Source organism: Bradyrhizobium sp. SZCCHNPS1003, assembly GCF_032381555.1.
Lineage (GTDB): Bacteria > Pseudomonadota > Alphaproteobacteria > Rhizobiales > Xanthobacteraceae > Bradyrhizobium.
Genome location: NZ_JAUHIU010000020.1, coordinates 107455 through 122277 on the forward strand (window position 1 = coordinate 107455; position 14823 = coordinate 122277).

The 14823-nt window shown below is 63.4% G+C and carries 13 protein-coding genes; 1 reads left to right on the plus strand and 12 read right to left on the minus strand.

The genetic code is table 11. The annotated features are described in order from the left end of the window. Nucleotides 1-35 precede the first annotated feature (35 nt). The 8 genes from QX126_RS28020 to QX126_RS28055 form a co-directional block, all read right to left on the minus strand. Nucleotides 36-1004, minus strand: coding sequence for a zinc-binding dehydrogenase (locus QX126_RS28020; protein ID WP_315785203.1), 969 nt, complete (start codon nt 1002-1004; stop codon nt 36-38). Nucleotides 1005-1142: 138 nt separating this feature from the next. Then, the gene (locus QX126_RS28025; RefSeq protein ID WP_172114347.1) at nt 1143-1562 is read right to left on the minus strand and encodes a CBS domain-containing protein; all 420 of its coding nucleotides are present in this window, start codon (nt 1560-1562) and stop codon (nt 1143-1145) included. 221 nt (nt 1563-1783) lie between these two features. Beyond that, nucleotides 1784-3097 (minus strand): oxalate/formate MFS antiporter, encoded by a 1314-nt coding sequence (gene oxlT / locus QX126_RS28030; protein WP_315739815.1) that lies wholly within the window; start codon nt 3095-3097, stop codon nt 1784-1786. A 242-nt stretch (nt 3098-3339) separates the two neighbouring features. Further along, on the minus strand, nt 3340-4626 hold the full coding sequence (oxlT, locus tag QX126_RS28035; protein WP_315739814.1) for an oxalate/formate MFS antiporter: 1287 nt from the start codon (nt 4624-4626) through the stop codon (nt 3340-3342). Nucleotides 4627-4834: 208 nt separating this feature from the next. After that, nucleotides 4835-6334 carry a tripartite tricarboxylate transporter permease gene (locus tag QX126_RS28040; protein WP_315739813.1) on the minus strand — a complete coding sequence of 500 codons (1500 nt, stop codon included), beginning with the start codon at nt 6332-6334 and terminating at the stop codon, nt 4835-4837. A gap of 40 nt (nt 6335-6374) precedes the next feature. Beyond that, a complete protein-coding gene (locus tag QX126_RS28045; protein ID WP_315739812.1) occupies nt 6375-6869 on the minus strand; it encodes a tripartite tricarboxylate transporter TctB family protein in 495 nt (164 codons plus the stop codon). A gap of 9 nt (nt 6870-6878) precedes the next feature. Continuing rightward, nucleotides 6879-7865 carry a Bug family tripartite tricarboxylate transporter substrate binding protein gene (locus QX126_RS28050; RefSeq protein ID WP_409998124.1) on the minus strand — a complete coding sequence of 329 codons (987 nt, stop codon included), beginning with the start codon at nt 7863-7865 and terminating at the stop codon, nt 6879-6881. Nucleotides 7866-8266: 401 nt separating this feature from the next. Further along, complete coding sequence (locus QX126_RS28055; RefSeq protein WP_315739810.1) at nt 8267-8404, minus strand: hypothetical protein; 138 nt, start codon at nt 8402-8404, stop codon at nt 8267-8269. Between the two features lie 450 nt (nt 8405-8854). Here QX126_RS28055 and QX126_RS28060 point away from each other — a divergent pair, with 450 nt between their 5' ends. Next, a complete protein-coding gene (locus QX126_RS28060; RefSeq protein WP_315785250.1) occupies nt 8855-9331 on the plus strand; it encodes a peptidoglycan-binding domain-containing protein in 477 nt (158 codons plus the stop codon). Nucleotides 9332-9384: 53 nt separating this feature from the next. Here QX126_RS28060 and QX126_RS28065 read toward each other — a convergent pair whose 3' ends face one another. The 4 genes from QX126_RS28065 to QX126_RS28080 form a co-directional block, all read right to left on the minus strand. After that, nucleotides 9385-10212, minus strand: a complete 828-nt coding sequence (locus QX126_RS28065; protein WP_315785206.1) for a hypothetical protein — start codon at nt 10210-10212, stop codon at nt 9385-9387. Between the two features lie 716 nt (nt 10213-10928). Further along, nucleotides 10929-12206 (minus strand): formyl-CoA transferase, encoded by a 1278-nt coding sequence (frc, locus tag QX126_RS28070; RefSeq protein ID WP_315739807.1) that lies wholly within the window; start codon nt 12204-12206, stop codon nt 10929-10931. Between the two features lie 64 nt (nt 12207-12270). Then, nucleotides 12271-14004, minus strand: coding sequence for an oxalyl-CoA decarboxylase (gene oxc / locus QX126_RS28075; RefSeq protein ID WP_315785209.1), 1734 nt, complete (start codon nt 14002-14004; stop codon nt 12271-12273). Nucleotides 14005-14065: 61 nt separating this feature from the next. Further along, nucleotides 14066-14761 carry a GntR family transcriptional regulator gene (locus tag QX126_RS28080; RefSeq protein WP_409998125.1) on the minus strand — a complete coding sequence of 232 codons (696 nt, stop codon included), beginning with the start codon at nt 14759-14761 and terminating at the stop codon, nt 14066-14068. Between the last annotated feature and the right edge of the window lie 62 nt (nt 14762-14823).

Genomic DNA, 14823 nt, shown 5'->3' on the forward strand with positions numbered 1-14823 from the left:
TGTTTCGAGTGCTTCTAAATCTCAGAAGCTTGCGTTCACAAGGTCACCACGATCTTGCCGAGATGCTTGTTCGCCTCCATGTGCGCGAACGCCGCGCCAATATCGTCGAAGGCGAAGACGCGGTCGATCGGCAGCCGCAGCGTGCGCTGCTCGACCGCACTCCAGATGTCCTTTTTCACTTCGTCGAAGATCGTACGGATCTCCTCGATCGAACGGGTGCGGAAGGTGACGCCGACATAGGTGATGCGGCGCGCCGCGTGGAGGTCGAAGTTGAAGTCGGCATGGGTGCCGCCGAGCCGGCCGACATTGACGATGCGGCCGAGGACCTTGGTCGCGGCAAGGTTCTGATTGGCGACCTTGCCCGACACCTGGTCGATGATCAGATCGACGCCCTCGCCGTTGGTCGCCTGTAGCACCTGATCGACCCAGGCGGGATCGCTGGAGTCGATGGCGAGATCGGCGCCGAACTCGTTGAGCCGTTGGCGGCGCATCGCATCGGTCGAGGAGCCCACCACCAGCGAGGCGCCCTTGAGCTTTGCGATCTGCATCGCCATCAGGCCGACGCCGGAGCTCGCGCCCTGCACCAGCACGCGCTGGCCCGGCTGCAAAGCGCCGTTGCTGACGACGGCGTTGTGCATCGTGGTCAGCGCGATCGGCAGCGTGGCGGCCTCGTGGAAGTTCATGTTCGACGGCGCGTGGAACAGGCGGCCATGGTCGGCAAGGGTGTATTCGGCGAACGCCGCGCTGCCCGAGCCCATGACCTTGTCGCCGATCTTCACGCCCCTGGCGTCGGGACCGAGCTCGGCGACCTCGCCGGCCCATTCCATGCCGAGCACGGTGCCGACGCCGCCGGCGGCGCCATGCACATGCCCCTTTGTCATGCCGAGGTCGGCGCGATTGAGGCCGCAGGCGCGCACGCGCACCAGGAACTGCGTGCCCTTCGGCGCGGGCTTGGCGATATCGGTGATCGCGGCGCCCTGGGCGCCGTAGACATAGGCTTTCATCGCGAGGAATCCTGTCGGGTCGGCATGAGCGGCGACCTTACTGTGCCGCTCCTCTCTGCGCACCGCCTAACAGGCGGCGCGCTGCTCCGACAAGACTCTCTCAGTCATGAACCGGTTCCGCTGACCGGGCTGGACGCGTCAGGCGGCGACCGGAGCTTCCGCTTCGTCGAAGGCGCTGGAGACGTCGCGCATGCTGATGACGCCGGCGAGCGCGAAGTCGACGATGACGGGGAGGTGGCGGATGTGGTGCACGTTCATCAGGTGCCGCACGTGCTCGAGCGTATCCTCGGTGCTGCAGGAGATCAGCCGCTGCGGCGAGATCAACTGCGAGACCTTCAGGTTGACGCCGGCGGCGCCATGCTCGGCGATGGCGCGTACGACGTCGCGTTCGGTGAACATGCCGGCCGCGGTGTTGCCTTCGGTGCGGACGACGTCCTTGACGACGAGGGCGCTGACATTGCTGGCGCGCATCAGCTGCGCCGCGACGCCGACGGTCTCGTTCATTCGCACCGTGATCACGCGCGCCGTCTTGTTGCGCAGGATGTCTCCGACTTTCATGGCACCCTCCCGTTTGTTGATAGTGAACGGAGGGAAGTCTGGTATACGTTATGCCAGAAGTCAATCGGGTTTGACGGCTTTTCGTGCGCTCGGCCACCGAAAAAACACGTCAGCGACACTGCCGGAGCTGCCGGATATGACGCGCCAGCGTCCTGCCCCGGCGCAAAAAAAGGAGGCGCACCGTGGTGCGCCTCCTGAAGTCGCGGGAAGAAACAGTGGCGTCACGCCATCCGGGCGTCCTGCGTCACCGGCTCGGTAACCGGCTCCTTGCCGAGGATGAAGGCGCGGCGCAGCGGCTTGATCACGAACAGCGCCATCAATGCGGCCGTCGCGTTCAGCCCGACGCCGATCACGAACACGGCCTGCCAGCCATATTTTGCGGAGACGAGGCTCGCGAGCGGGACCAGCAGCGAGGCGGTGCCCTTCGCGGTGTAGAGCATGCCGTTGTTGGTCGCGGCGTATTTGCTGCCGAACGTATCGCCCGAGGTCGCCGGAAACAGGCTGTAGATTTCGCCGAACACGCCGAAATAGACGGCGGTCGCGAGCACGAACACGATCGGGTTGTGCCCGTAGCTCGACAACGTCAGCAGCATCAAAGCGGCCGTGCCGAAGGCAATGAACATGGTGTGCTCGCGACCGATCGTGTCGGAGATCCAGCCGAACACAGGGCGGCCGAAGCCGTCGAAGATTCGATCGAGCGAGATCGCAAACGTCAGCGCCGCCATCTGGAAGCCGGCGAGCGTCACCGGCTCGTTGGCGATCTTGAAGTCGTGGGCGATCGGGGCGATCTGGGCGGCGGTCATCAGGCCGCCCGAGGCCACCATGACGAACACCAGATACATGATCCAGAAGATCGGCGTGCGCAGCACCTGCGGCGGCGTGTAGTCGATCTTGCTCTGCGGCAGATTGAGCTGCTTCTTGCGGGTCGGCGCCGCAACCGTCGGCGGCCGCAGGAAGATCGCGAGCACGAACACGACCAGCCCCTGGCCGATGCCGAAGGTGAAGAAGGCGCTCTGATAGCCGCTCGAGGCGATCATGCTGGCGATCGGCACCACGGTCAGCGCGGCACCGGCGCCGAAGCCCGCGGCGGTGGCACCCGCGGCGAGGCCGCGGCGGTCGGGAAACCATTTCAGCGCATTGCCGACGCAGGTGCCGTACACTGCGCCCGCGCCGATGCCGCCGATGACGGCGCCGGCGTAGAGCAGGGTGAGCGAGTCGGCGTAGGAGTTCAGCATCCAGGCTAGCGAGATCATGACGCCGCCGAACATGATGACGACGCGCGGACCGTATTTGTCGACGAACCAGGCCTCGACCGGCACGAGCCAGGTTTCGGTGACGACGAAGATCGTGAAGGCCAGCTGGATCGCCGTGCGACCCCAGTGAAACTTCGCGTCGATCGGATCGACGAACAGCGTCCAGCCATATTGCAGGTTGGCGATCATCGCCATGCAGACGATGCCCATTGCGAGCTGGATCCAGCGGAAGCCGCTGGACTGTGCCTGGACAGGCGGTGTTGCCTCTGTGCTGGAAACCATGTGTCCTCCCAAACGCGCTCTCTTGGAGGATGCCGCTGCAAGCGCGCTCCTCATCTGCGCACGGAATCATTCTGGTATAATATATTCCAGTCTGCAATATGGCCTGCGACACAGGGTGCGACATGTTGCTTTGCAGCGAGACCGAAATCGTCCGCCAAGCAAAAGAAAACGCTCGGCAAAATGCCGAGCGTCGTCAATCTGGACGCGTTTTTTATTTTTTTGTTGCAGCGCGAAGGGATGCGTCAGAGCGTCGATTTCTGCACCACGACCCTCCGCCAGGGCTTGAGCACCGCGATCGCGAGGATCGATGCCAGGATGTTGGCGCCGGCCGCGATGATGAAGACGCGATCCCAGTTGCCGCTCGATTGCTGCATGTAGTTCGCGATCGGCACCAGCAGCGCGGCCGTGCCCTTGGCGGTGTAGAGCAGGCCGGCATTGGTGGTGGCGAACTTGGTGCCGAACGTGTCGGTGCAGGTCGAGGGGAAGAGCGAATAGATCTCACCCCAGGCGAAGAACACGAAGCCGGAGAGGATCACGAACCACACCGGATCATGGCCCAGCATGTACAGCGCCCAGATGCCGATGCCTTCCATGCCGAAGGCGATGAACATCGTGTTCTCGCGGCCGATGTTGTCCGAGATCCAGCCGAAGAACGGACGCGTCAGGCCGTTCAGCACGCGGTCGATGGTGGCTGCGAAAGTCACCGCCGTCATGGTCATGCCGATCAGCGTCACCGGAATGTTGTCGACCTTCCAGTCGCCGGCGATCGGCTTGAGGTTGGCCGTCACCATCAGGCCGCCGGCGCCGACGATCACGAACATGAAGTACATCAGCCAGAAAATCGGCTGACGGATCACTTCGGTCGGGTTGTAGTTGCGACGGCTCTGCACCAGGTTCGTGTTCTGAGCAACGGCCGGCACCTGGCCTTCTTTGGGCGCGAACAGGAAGAAGGCGAGGATGACGATGATGATGCCCTGGCCGAGACCGAAATACAGGAAGGTGGTCTGAAAGCCGGAGTCGCGGATCATAGCCTGGATCGGCGCGACTGTCAGCGCCGAGCCGGCGCCGAAGCCGGCTGCCGTGATGCCTGCCGCGAGGCCGCGCTTGTCCGGAAACCACTTCAGCGCGTTGCCGACGCAGGTGCCGTAGACGCCGCCGGCGCCGATGCCCGCGATGATCATGCCGAGATAGTAGCCGTTGAGCGAGGTGGCGTAGGCGTTGATCATCCAGCCGATCGCGCAGAGCACGCCGCCGACGAGCACGACGATGCGCGGGCCGTATTTGTCGACGAACCAGCCCTCGACCGGCACGAGCCAGGTTTCGAACAGCACGAACAGGGTGAAGGCCCACTGGATCGAGGCGCGATCCCAGCCGAACGTCTTGGCGATATCCGGGACGAAGAAGGTCCAGCCATATTGATAGTTGGCGATCATCACCATCGCCAGGACGCCAACCGCGAGCTGCGTCCAGCGATAGGCGTCGCTTACTCTTGCAGATGCGGGCGCCCCCGCGTGAGCCAAGTCCGTCATGTTTCCTCCAGGGCTGTCTATTTTTGTCCTAACAGCTATGCGGAGTTTGGTATATGATATGCCAATAGACAAGCGGATTCATCGACCCCGTGCTCGCTGGTAGCCCAGCGATCGACGAAAAAAGCCTGTAGAAGCAAGGCAAATCGCTGCAGCGACAATACGACGCAGCAGAGGATATTTGTAGCTCAACTATCGGAGTAGGGGCGAGTTACGCGGCGACCGCCCGCAACCGGTTGTAGCCCTGCTGGATCGCCGACCAGAACAGCGCGATCAACCCGAGCGCCATGATGGTGCCGACCAGTCCGTTGGAGAAGAATATCGCGAGCGATCCCTGGGATCCCAGCAGCGACTGCCGGAAGGCCTCCTCGGCCTTGTCGCCGAGCACGATGGCGAGCACCAGCGGCGCGAGCGGATAGCCGCACTTCTTGAACAGATAGCCGAGCACGCCGAACACCAGCATCAGCACGACGTCGAACGTGCTGCTGTGCACCGAATAGGCGCCGATGGCACAGAGCACCAGGATGAGCGGGGCGATGATGCTGAAGGGAATGCGCAGGATCGCCGCGAAGACCGGCACGCAGGTCAGCACGACGAGCAGGCCGGCGAGGTTGCCGAGATACATCGAGGCGATCAGACCCCAGACGAATTCCTTCTGCTCGACGAACAGCATCGGGCCGGGCTGGAGGCCCCAGATCAAGAGGCCGCCGAGCAGCACCGCCGCCGTGGGGGAGCCGGGCACGCCGAGTGACAGCATCGGCAGCAGCGCCGCCGTGCCCGCCGCATGGGCCGCCGTCTCCGGCGCGACGACGCCCTCGATCTCGCCACGGCCGAAATTCTTGCCGCGCTTGGAGAGGCGCTTGGCGATGCCGTAGCTCATGAACGACGCCGGTGTCGCGCCGGCGGGGGTGATGCCCATCCAGCAGCCGATCACGCAGGAGCGCAGCGACGTCAGCCAATACGCCGGCATCTCCTTCCAGGTGTGCAGCACCACCCGCAGATTGATCTTGGCGTTGCCGCCGCGGAAGCTCAGGCCTTCCTCCATCGTCAGCAGGATCTCGCCGATGCCGAACAGGCCGATCACGGCGATCAGGAAGTCGAAACCGTTGAGCAGCTCGGTGATGCCGAAGGTGAGCCGGAGCTGGCCGGTGATGGAATCCAGGCCGACGGCCGCGAGCGCGAAGCCGATCATCATCGCCGCGATCGTCTTGAACGGCGGCTCCTTGCTCAGGCCGACGAAGCTGCAGAAGGCGAGGAAGTAGACGGCGAATTTCTCGGCCGGGCCGAACTGAAGCGCGAAGCCGGCCACCAGCGGCGCGATCAGCGTGATCATGATGACCGCGAACAGCGCGCCGACGAAGGACGAGGTGAACGCTGCCGTGAGCGCCTCGCCGGCCTTGCCCTGCTGCGCCATCGGGTAGCCGTCGAACGTGGTCGCGACCGACCATGGTTCGCCGGGTATGTTGAACAGGATCGAGGTGATGGCGCCGCCGAACAAGGCGCCCCAATAAATGCAGGACAGCATGATGATGGCCGAGGTCGGCGGCATGCTGAAGGTCAGCGGCAGCAGGATCGCGACGCCGTTGGCGCCGCCCAATCCCGGCAGCACGCCGATGATCACCCCGAGCACGATCCCGAGGATCATCACCATGATGTTGAAGGGTTGGAGCGCGACTGCGAAGCCGTGAAACAGATTGGCGAGTTCTTCCATGCCAGCTTGGTCCTGCAACCCTCAGCGGATGAGTTTCGTGTCAGAGTCCGAGCCAATCCTCGACCGGCCCCTTGGGCAGTGGGACCATGAACCAGCGCTCGAAGATCAGATAGGTCACCACCGGCATTCCGATCGCGACCGCCGCCACCGTGAGCCAGCCATATTTGCCAAGCCAACGCATGAACCAGGCGATGAAGATCATGGAGGCGACGTACAGACCGGTGAAGGGCAGGGCGCCGACATAGATCGCCGTCGGCACCACCACGCTCATGACCTGGCGGAGCTGACGCCATTCGGCGAAGACGCTGCCGTCAGCCTCGCGCAGCGTGTTGCGGACATTCATCGCGCTCGCCGCGATGATGAACAGGCCGACGTAGAACGGGAAGAATCCCGCGCGCGGCCCCTCGGCGCCCCAATTGATCCCCGCCTTCACGCTGCCGAGGATCACGATGATCCCGAACAGCGCGATCGCGAGCGTGACGCCGAGTTCGACCGCCTTGTGGCTGGGCCCGGCGGATCCTCCCTGGCTTCTCATGCGAGCCGCTCAGTTCGAGGCGAGGAAGCCGGCTTCCTTCATCAGGAGCTCGTGACGCTTCTCTTCGGTCTCAACCCACTTCGCGTAGTCCGCACCGGTCATGAAGGTGGTGTTGAAGGCGCCGGTCTTCATGAAGTCCTGCCATTCCGGGGTTTCCCGCACCTTCTTGAACAGGTCGACGTAGTATTCGATCTGGTCCTTGGTGGCCCGCGGCGACATGAAGATGCCGCGCAGCATCAGGTATTCGATGTCGAGGCCCTGCGACTTGCAGGTCGGAATGTCCTTCCAGGCCTTGCCGTCGGTGATCTGCTCGCCGTAGCCCATCGGCTTGTCGTCGAACACGCAGAGCGGCCTGACCTTGCCGCCGCGCCACTGCGCCACCGCTTCGATGGGATTGTTGACGGTGGAGTCGATGTGGTTGCCGACCAGTTGCACGGCCACTTCGCCACCGCCCTTGTAGGGGATGTAGGTGAACTTGGCGCCGGTCGCCTTCTCCATGGCCACCGTGATGATCTGGTCTTCCTGCTTCGAGCCGGTGCCGCCCATCTTGAGGATGCCCGCGCCTTGCTTGACCGCGTCGATGTAGTCCTTGGCGGTTGTGTAGGGCTTGTCGGCGTTGACCCAGAGCACGAATTCGTCGAGCGCCAGCATGGCGACCGGTGTGAGGTCCTTCCAGCTGAACGGGATGCCGGTCGCGAGCGGCGTCGTGAACAGGTTCGACAGGGTGATGATGATCTTGTGGGGGTTGCCGGCTGACGCCTTGACGTCGAGGAAGCCTTCGCCACCGGCACCGCCGGACTTGTTGATGACGACCAGCGGCTGCTTCATCAGATTGTGCTTGGTGACGATGCCCTGAATCGTCCGAGCCATCTGGTCGGCACCGCCGCCGGTTCCGGCCGGAACGATGAACTCGACGGGCCGGACGGGCTCCCATCCCGCCAGAGCCGGGATATGCCCCACCATCAGGGCGACGCCGGCCACAACGGCCACGCGCATGGAACGCTTCATCGACGCTTTCTCCCCTTCATTCCCGGACCGCACGGCTTCTTCCGGCCGCTATGCCCAATCGAACCACTGACCCGTCGAGTCCGGCCGGTGTCATCCTCCACCGTGACGCGCTTCAGGTCGTCGTCGGCCTTGGACTCTCTCGCAATGCCCATACAGCCAAAAGTTGTAGTGGCGGCCTGGGTCATGCAGCAAGACGTGCATCCGCAGCAAATCGACCGATTTGATTTTGGTATGAAGAGGTGACCGACCGCAATTGAGGAGATCGGTTGGGATGCTCACGGGGCCAATTTGTCGCAGGCCGCGGGGGGTGTCGCAAAAGCAAAAGCCCCGGAGGTCCGGGGCTCTTGATTGGGCTTCGATGCTGCTTGCGCGCGCGAAGCGCGCCGGCCTCAGAGGCCGAAATACGGCAGGTCGCCGTTGCGGTTGGCGGCGCGGGCGCTGGTCATGAGAACACGATCGAGGGTCGCCAGCAGGCGCCCGAACAGGGACACGGGCTGAACGAGGGGGAGGGCGGCGGTCTTGGCCATGGTTTGTCTCCATCAGTTGGGCGGTACGACGTTCTGACTGAGGAGAATTTACGTATACCAGATGCCAGATACAACGGATCATATTGCATAGCGGTATGAGGATTTTGCGCTGCAGCAGGAATGCCACAATTTGGATTCCTTATTGAAGGCGGCATTTTCATATGGAAAGAGCCGCCCAACCTGGGCACCGGATCGGCTCGATCCTGCTTGGCGGACCGAGCCGGCAAAGTCGGGGTATCTCGGCGACTGCTGAGAGCTGCCATCCCGTGCGTCTATCCCCCCGCGTGCAACGCGACGGAACAATCGGCCCGAGGTGAGGGAACTGTGCTGCCCGGGCCGCAGTTACTCTGCAATGAAGCGGAGTGACGCCGCCGGATGTTGATCGTTCAGTCCGTCGCGCTGTATTCCTCGAAACGTATCATCAGCAGACCTGAGGGCGAAGGAAAGGCCATGCGCGCCTTGATCCTGGCACTGTCCATCCTGGCGATCGCCGGAAGCGCGCAGGTCGCTCACGCTGGTCTGAGCAGCACACCTCGTGAAGCGTCGGCACCCGCCGATACCGTGATCGCTGCCCAGGACGCCAATCAGCAGGCCGAGAATCAGATCGGCCTCACCAAGGCGAAGCGTCGCGCCGTGCAACGAGGGCTGACCCGGCTCGGGTTCGGCACCAAGATCAACGGGACGTTCGACGATTCGACCCGCGCCGCCCTCGCCCATTGGCAGGAGGAGCGCGGCTACCCCGCGACCGGCTTCCTCAATGCTGCCCAGCACAAGGCGCTGATGGACGCGGCCACCGAGGCTGCCAAATCCGACCGCCAGGCCCGTCGCAGCGCGGGGCGCGCGCGACATCAGCGGAATGTGGGAGGTCCCATCGGCGCGATCGGCGGCGCGATGCATCGGGTGGTGGGCGGAATATTCGGCAGGTAACCAGGCTGTTCGACAGCTTGGTCGGATTGCCGACCGACAGGCACTTGCGGCGCTCATGGATCGTAGATGATCTTCGCCGTGATGCCCAATCGGGCCGCGACCGCATCGACCTCTTCCTGACTTTGTGGATAGGCTTCAAAGACGATGTTTGCCTTAAAGAGACGCGGATAATATCTCGGGTTGAGCGTCCATAGGATGTCGTGATCCACCCCTGTCTCTGCGTAGAGGCTGGCCACTCTTCGTCTCACGTAGATGCTGTCGGGCGGCATCACAGACGAGGGATCGATGGCTCTCTCCCAAAGAAACCGAGCTTGGCGCGCCGATGAGTATTCGACGGTGTCGCTTCCCTCGCGACATGGTCCACGCCGCAAGCCCCTCGGACCGCCGTCGCGTGATGTCTTGAGGAATGCACAATAGGGACGGGCCGGGTCGCTGCTTTGGGGATTATGCCAGAGAACGAGGGCGTCCTTGAGCACGTAAGTTTGGTCGGGAGCGGTGATGATGAATTCGGCGCAGGCCGAGAAGCAGTAGTCATAGACGACAACGGTCGCATGCCGCTCGCGAATGAGATCGGCGAGTTCGAGGGCTTTGTCTTCCCTCCCGCCGGTGCTGCGGATGACGAAGAGCCCACCAAGCTCGAGTGCTTTCGTCAGTGATACGTCGACTTCTGGAAGCATCGTCGTGTCGAAACACATGATGCGCTTGTCCGGGCTCAGCGTCATGGCTCTCGGCGGCCAGATCGACCGGCAATAGGAGACCGCACGGTCATAGCTCTCGCGATCACTCGCGTCGTCCAGAGCACGTGCAACGCCGGTCGGCGCTGAAAGCACGGCGGACATCAGGGAAATGAGCAGCCAGCCTTTTTGAAACCAATGGGCCACTGGGAGGCCTCCTCAACGGACGTCTCGCTTTCATTTCGGAAGTCGATGGTTTCGCTAACAGTGCACCCGGTGTTCATTGGCCCCGAGATTCTACGATTTCCCGCGAAAGCTCAAGGATAGCGTTTGCACCTCGCTGGTAGGCCGAACCATCAACTGAATACATGGTCGTGCCGTCCCGGATCGTGATTCGGCTTACGACCGTTCGCCCAAGCGCGGTGGCTAAGTTCAATAGTGTTTGCTCAATTTTTTCCCTGGCCGGTAGGTCTCGGTTCTGTAGTGTAGAATGGATGTATTCTCTCTCTGACGGCTGGGCGTCCACGAGTTTCGCGCGCTGTTTCAGCCGCGCATTGTCGACATGTCGCATAATTCGCTTTTCGGCAAAGAAGGGGCAGAATTGCCCGACACGGCCAGTCTGCAAGCGTGCCCGAGGGTCTGGCAATGTGTTCGATCGCACGAGACTAACATGAAGTCGCGACCAAGGTCAGCTCTGGGTTATACGGTCGAAACGTCGGCGACATGCGTCATGTCCGCTTCACCCTGAGGCCGGCCGTGGCCCGTAATGGTGATCCGCAGCGCAGGCCGAGACCAAGGTCCCCGCCGGTGTCTGCGGAAGAGACATCAATCTTTCACCGCAAAAGTCAAAAAGCCGCCGGGCGATGCCGGCGGCTTTGAGTCGATGGAACGCATACGTGCGGCGTTCGCGCCGCGTCCGTCCTTTACTCCGCGGCTTCCTTGCGCGGCGGATCGAGCGCGCCGGAGTCGTGGATTTCGGCGACCTGGTGGTCGCTGAAGCCCAGCACCTGGCGCAGGACCTCGTCGGTGTGCTCGCCGAGCAACGGCGAGCGGGTGACGTCGGCCGGGCTGTCCGACAGCTTGATCGGGTTGCCGACCGAGAGATACTTGCCGCGGGTCGGATGGTCGACCTCGACCAGGGTGCCGGTCTTGCGCAGCGACTCGTCCTCGGCGATTTCCTTCATCGACAGGATCGGGCCGCAGGGGATGTCGAACTCGTTCAAGATGTCCATGGCCTCGAACTTGGTCTTGGTCATGGTCCACTGCTCGATGCGGCCGAAGATCTCGTTCAGGCGCGGCAGGCGGGCGGCGGGCTTGGCGTAGTTCGGATCGGTCTTCCAGGTCGGCTCGCCGATCACGTCGCAGATCTTCTCCCAGACCGGGGCCTGGGTGATGAAGTAGATGTAGGCGTTCGGGTCGGTCTCCCAGCCCTTGCACTTCAAGATGCGGCCCGGCTGGCCACCGCCGGAATCATTGCCGGCGCGCGGCACGGCATCGCCGAACGGCACGCCCTCGCCGAACTGGCTGTATTCCTTGAGCGGACCGTGGTCGAGGCGCTGCTGGTCGCGCAGCTTGACGCGGCAGAGGTTGAGCACGCCGTCCTGCATCGCGGCGGTGACGCGCTGGCCCTTGCCGGAGTGGGTGCGCTGATAGAGCGCGGTGACGATGCCGAGCGCGAGGTGCAGGCCGGTGCCGGAATCGCCGATCTGCGCGCCGGTGACCAGCGGCAGGCCGTCACGGAAGCCGGTGGTCGAGGCGGCGCCGCCGGTGCACTGGGCGACGTTCTCGTAGACCTTGCAATCCTCGTAGGGGCCAGGGCCAAAACCCTTGATCGAGGCGACGATCATCTTCGGGTTGATCGCCTGGATCTTCTCCCAGGGGAAGCCCATGCGATCGAGCACGCCGGGGCCGAAATTCTCGACCAGCACGTCGCACTTCTTGATCAGCTCGGTCAGAACCTCCTTGCCCTTGGGGTTCTTGGTGTCGAGCGTAATCGACCGCTTGTTGTGGTTCAGCATCGTGAAATAGAGGCTGTCCACGTTGGGGATGTCCTGGAGCTGGCCGCGGGTGATGTCACCCACGCCCGGCCGCTCCACCTTGATCACGTCGGCGCCGAACCAGGCCAGCAGCTGGGTGCAGGTCGGTCCGGACTGGACGTGGGTGAAGTCGAGAATGCGAACGCCCTCGAGCGCCTTGGTCATGTGTTGCTCTCCGTAACGAATGGTCATCCCGCAGCAGCGGGCGTTTGATGTCTTGCGGGTGGCCTTACTTCTTCTTCGTCAGCACGCTCTGCGGATTGAGGTTGCCGATGCGGCCGCTCTCGGATCCGGCAGCAGGATCGATCACGGCATTGATCAGCGTCGGCTTGCCGGAATCCATCGCTTCGTTGACGGCGCGCTTCAGCTCGTCCGGGCTGGTCGCGTTGACGCCGACTCCGCCGAACGCCTCCATCATCTTGTCGTAGCGCGCGCCCTTGACGAACACGGTGGTGGCCGGATCGTCGCTCGCCGCGTTCTGATCGGTGCCGCGATAGATGCCGTCATTGTTGAAGATAACGACGCAGATCGGAAGATTGTAGCGACAGATCGTCTCGACCTCCATGCCGGAGAACCCGAAGGCGCTGTCGCCCTCGATCGCCAGCACCGGCTTACCGGTCTCGACGGCGGCGGCGATCGCCGAGCCCATGCCGATGCCCATGACGCCCCAGGTGCCGACGTCGAGGCGCTTGCGCGGCTGGTACATGTCGATCACGCCGCGGGCGAGGTCGAGCGTGTTGGCGCCCTCGTTGACCAGGATCGCGTCCGGACGCTCCTTGATGATGGTGCGGAGCACGCCGAGCGCGCCGTGATAGTCCATCGGCGAGTTGTTGTTCATCAGCCGCGGCGCCATCTTGGCGACGTTGTCCTCGCGCTTCTTCTGCACCGAAGAGGTCCACTCGACCGGTGCCTTGGCCCAGTTGCTGCCCATCGCCTCGGAGAAGGCCGTGACGACCGAGCCGATGTCGCCGACCACGGGGGCTGCGATCTCGACGTTGGAGTCCATCTCCTTCGGCTCGATGTCGACCTGGATGAACTTCTTAGGCAGCTCGCCCCAGCTCTTGCCCTTGCCGTGCGACAAGAGCCAGTTGAGGCGGGCGCCGATCAGCATGACGACGTCGGCGTCCTTCAGCACCGTCGAGCGCGCCGCGCCGGCGCATTGCGGATGCAGGTCGGGCAAGAGGCCCTTGGCCATGCTCATCGGCAGGAACGGCGCGCCGCTCTTCTCGACGAAGGTCTTGATCGCCTCGTCGGCCTGGGCATAGGCAGCGCCCTTGCCGAGGATGATCAGCGGGCGCTTCGCGTTCTTCAACAGATCGAGCGCGCGCTTGACCGAGTCGGGGGAGGGGATCTGCGCCGGAGCCGGATCGATCACCTTGACCAGCGAGGCTGCGCCGGCCTGCGCATTCATCACCTGGCCGAACAGTTTTGCCGGCAGGTCGAGATAGACGCCGCCGGGGCGGCCCGAGACGGCGGCACGGATCGCGCGGGCGAAGCCGATGCCGATGTCCTGGGCGTGCAGAACGCGGAACGCCGCCTTGCACAGCGGCTTGGCGATCGCGAGCTGATCCATCTCTTCGTAGTCGCCCTGCTGCAGGTCGACGATCTCGCGCTCCGACGAGCCAGAGACCAGGATCATCGGGAAGCAGTTGGTGGTGGCGTGCGCCAGCGCCGTGAGGCCGTTGAGAAAGCCGGGAGCCGAGACCGTGAGGCACACGCCCGGCTTCTTGGTGAGGAAGCCGGCGATCGCGGCGGCATAGCCGGCGTTCTGCTCGTGACGGAAGGAGAGCACGCGAATGCCTTCAGCCTGCGCCATACGACCGAGGTCGGTGATCGGAATGCCCGGCACGTTGTAGATCGTGTCGATCCCGTTCAGCTTCATCGCGTCGATGACGAGATGAAAGCCGTCCGTGAGCTCCTCGTGCGTGTCCGGTGCCTCGGTCTTAACAGCAGTCTGCGCCATGCGCCTCTCTCCCTGGTCGTCTGTGAAGGCGCTTTGCGGCGTCTTCTTCTGTTTGAACCTGTCAGCTGAATAGTTCCTGGCCGTGCGTCTCGACATAGGTCGCGAGGCCCAGCGTATGATCACGGGCGCGCTTTTCGGCGAGCTCGGTGTTGCGTTCCTCCAGCGCCTCGATGATCGCCAGATGCTCGGGCAGGGACGCTGCGATTCGATCGGTGCGCCCGATCGTGAGCTGGCGATAGCCGCGCACGTGAAGGAGGATGTCGTTGGTCATGTCGACGAGCACGGGCGATTCCGACAGCGAGATCAGCGCCTGATGAAACGCGATGTTCGCCTTCGAATATTCCTCGATGTGCTCCTGCGGCGGGCGGTCCTTGCCGAAATCCTTGAAGTAGTCGCGCAGCGCGCTGATGTCCTTCTTGCGCGCGATCGTCGTGATCAGGCGCGCCGCCATGCTCTCCAGCGCCGCCCAGGCGCGGATCATGTCGACGATTTCGGTCTTGGTCCGGCGCACCACGACGATGCCACGACGCGGCACGGTCTTCACGAAGCCGTCCTGCTCCAACATCGCGATCGCTTCGCGGATGGGCGTGCGGCTGACACCGAGGCGCTCGGACAGAGCGCGCTCGTCGAGCATCACCGGCTCGGGCGACGCGTAGATGTCCATCTTGAGAATGGCTTCTTTCAAGGCCTCGTAGGCCTTATTCTTGAAGCTCGTCTCCGGGGCGATGCGAGTGATCGCGATGTCGGCCTCGGCCATGATGGGCAATGCCTTGTTTGTTTTCTCTGTAGACAAGACCGATCTCCTCTCCTTGGGAGATG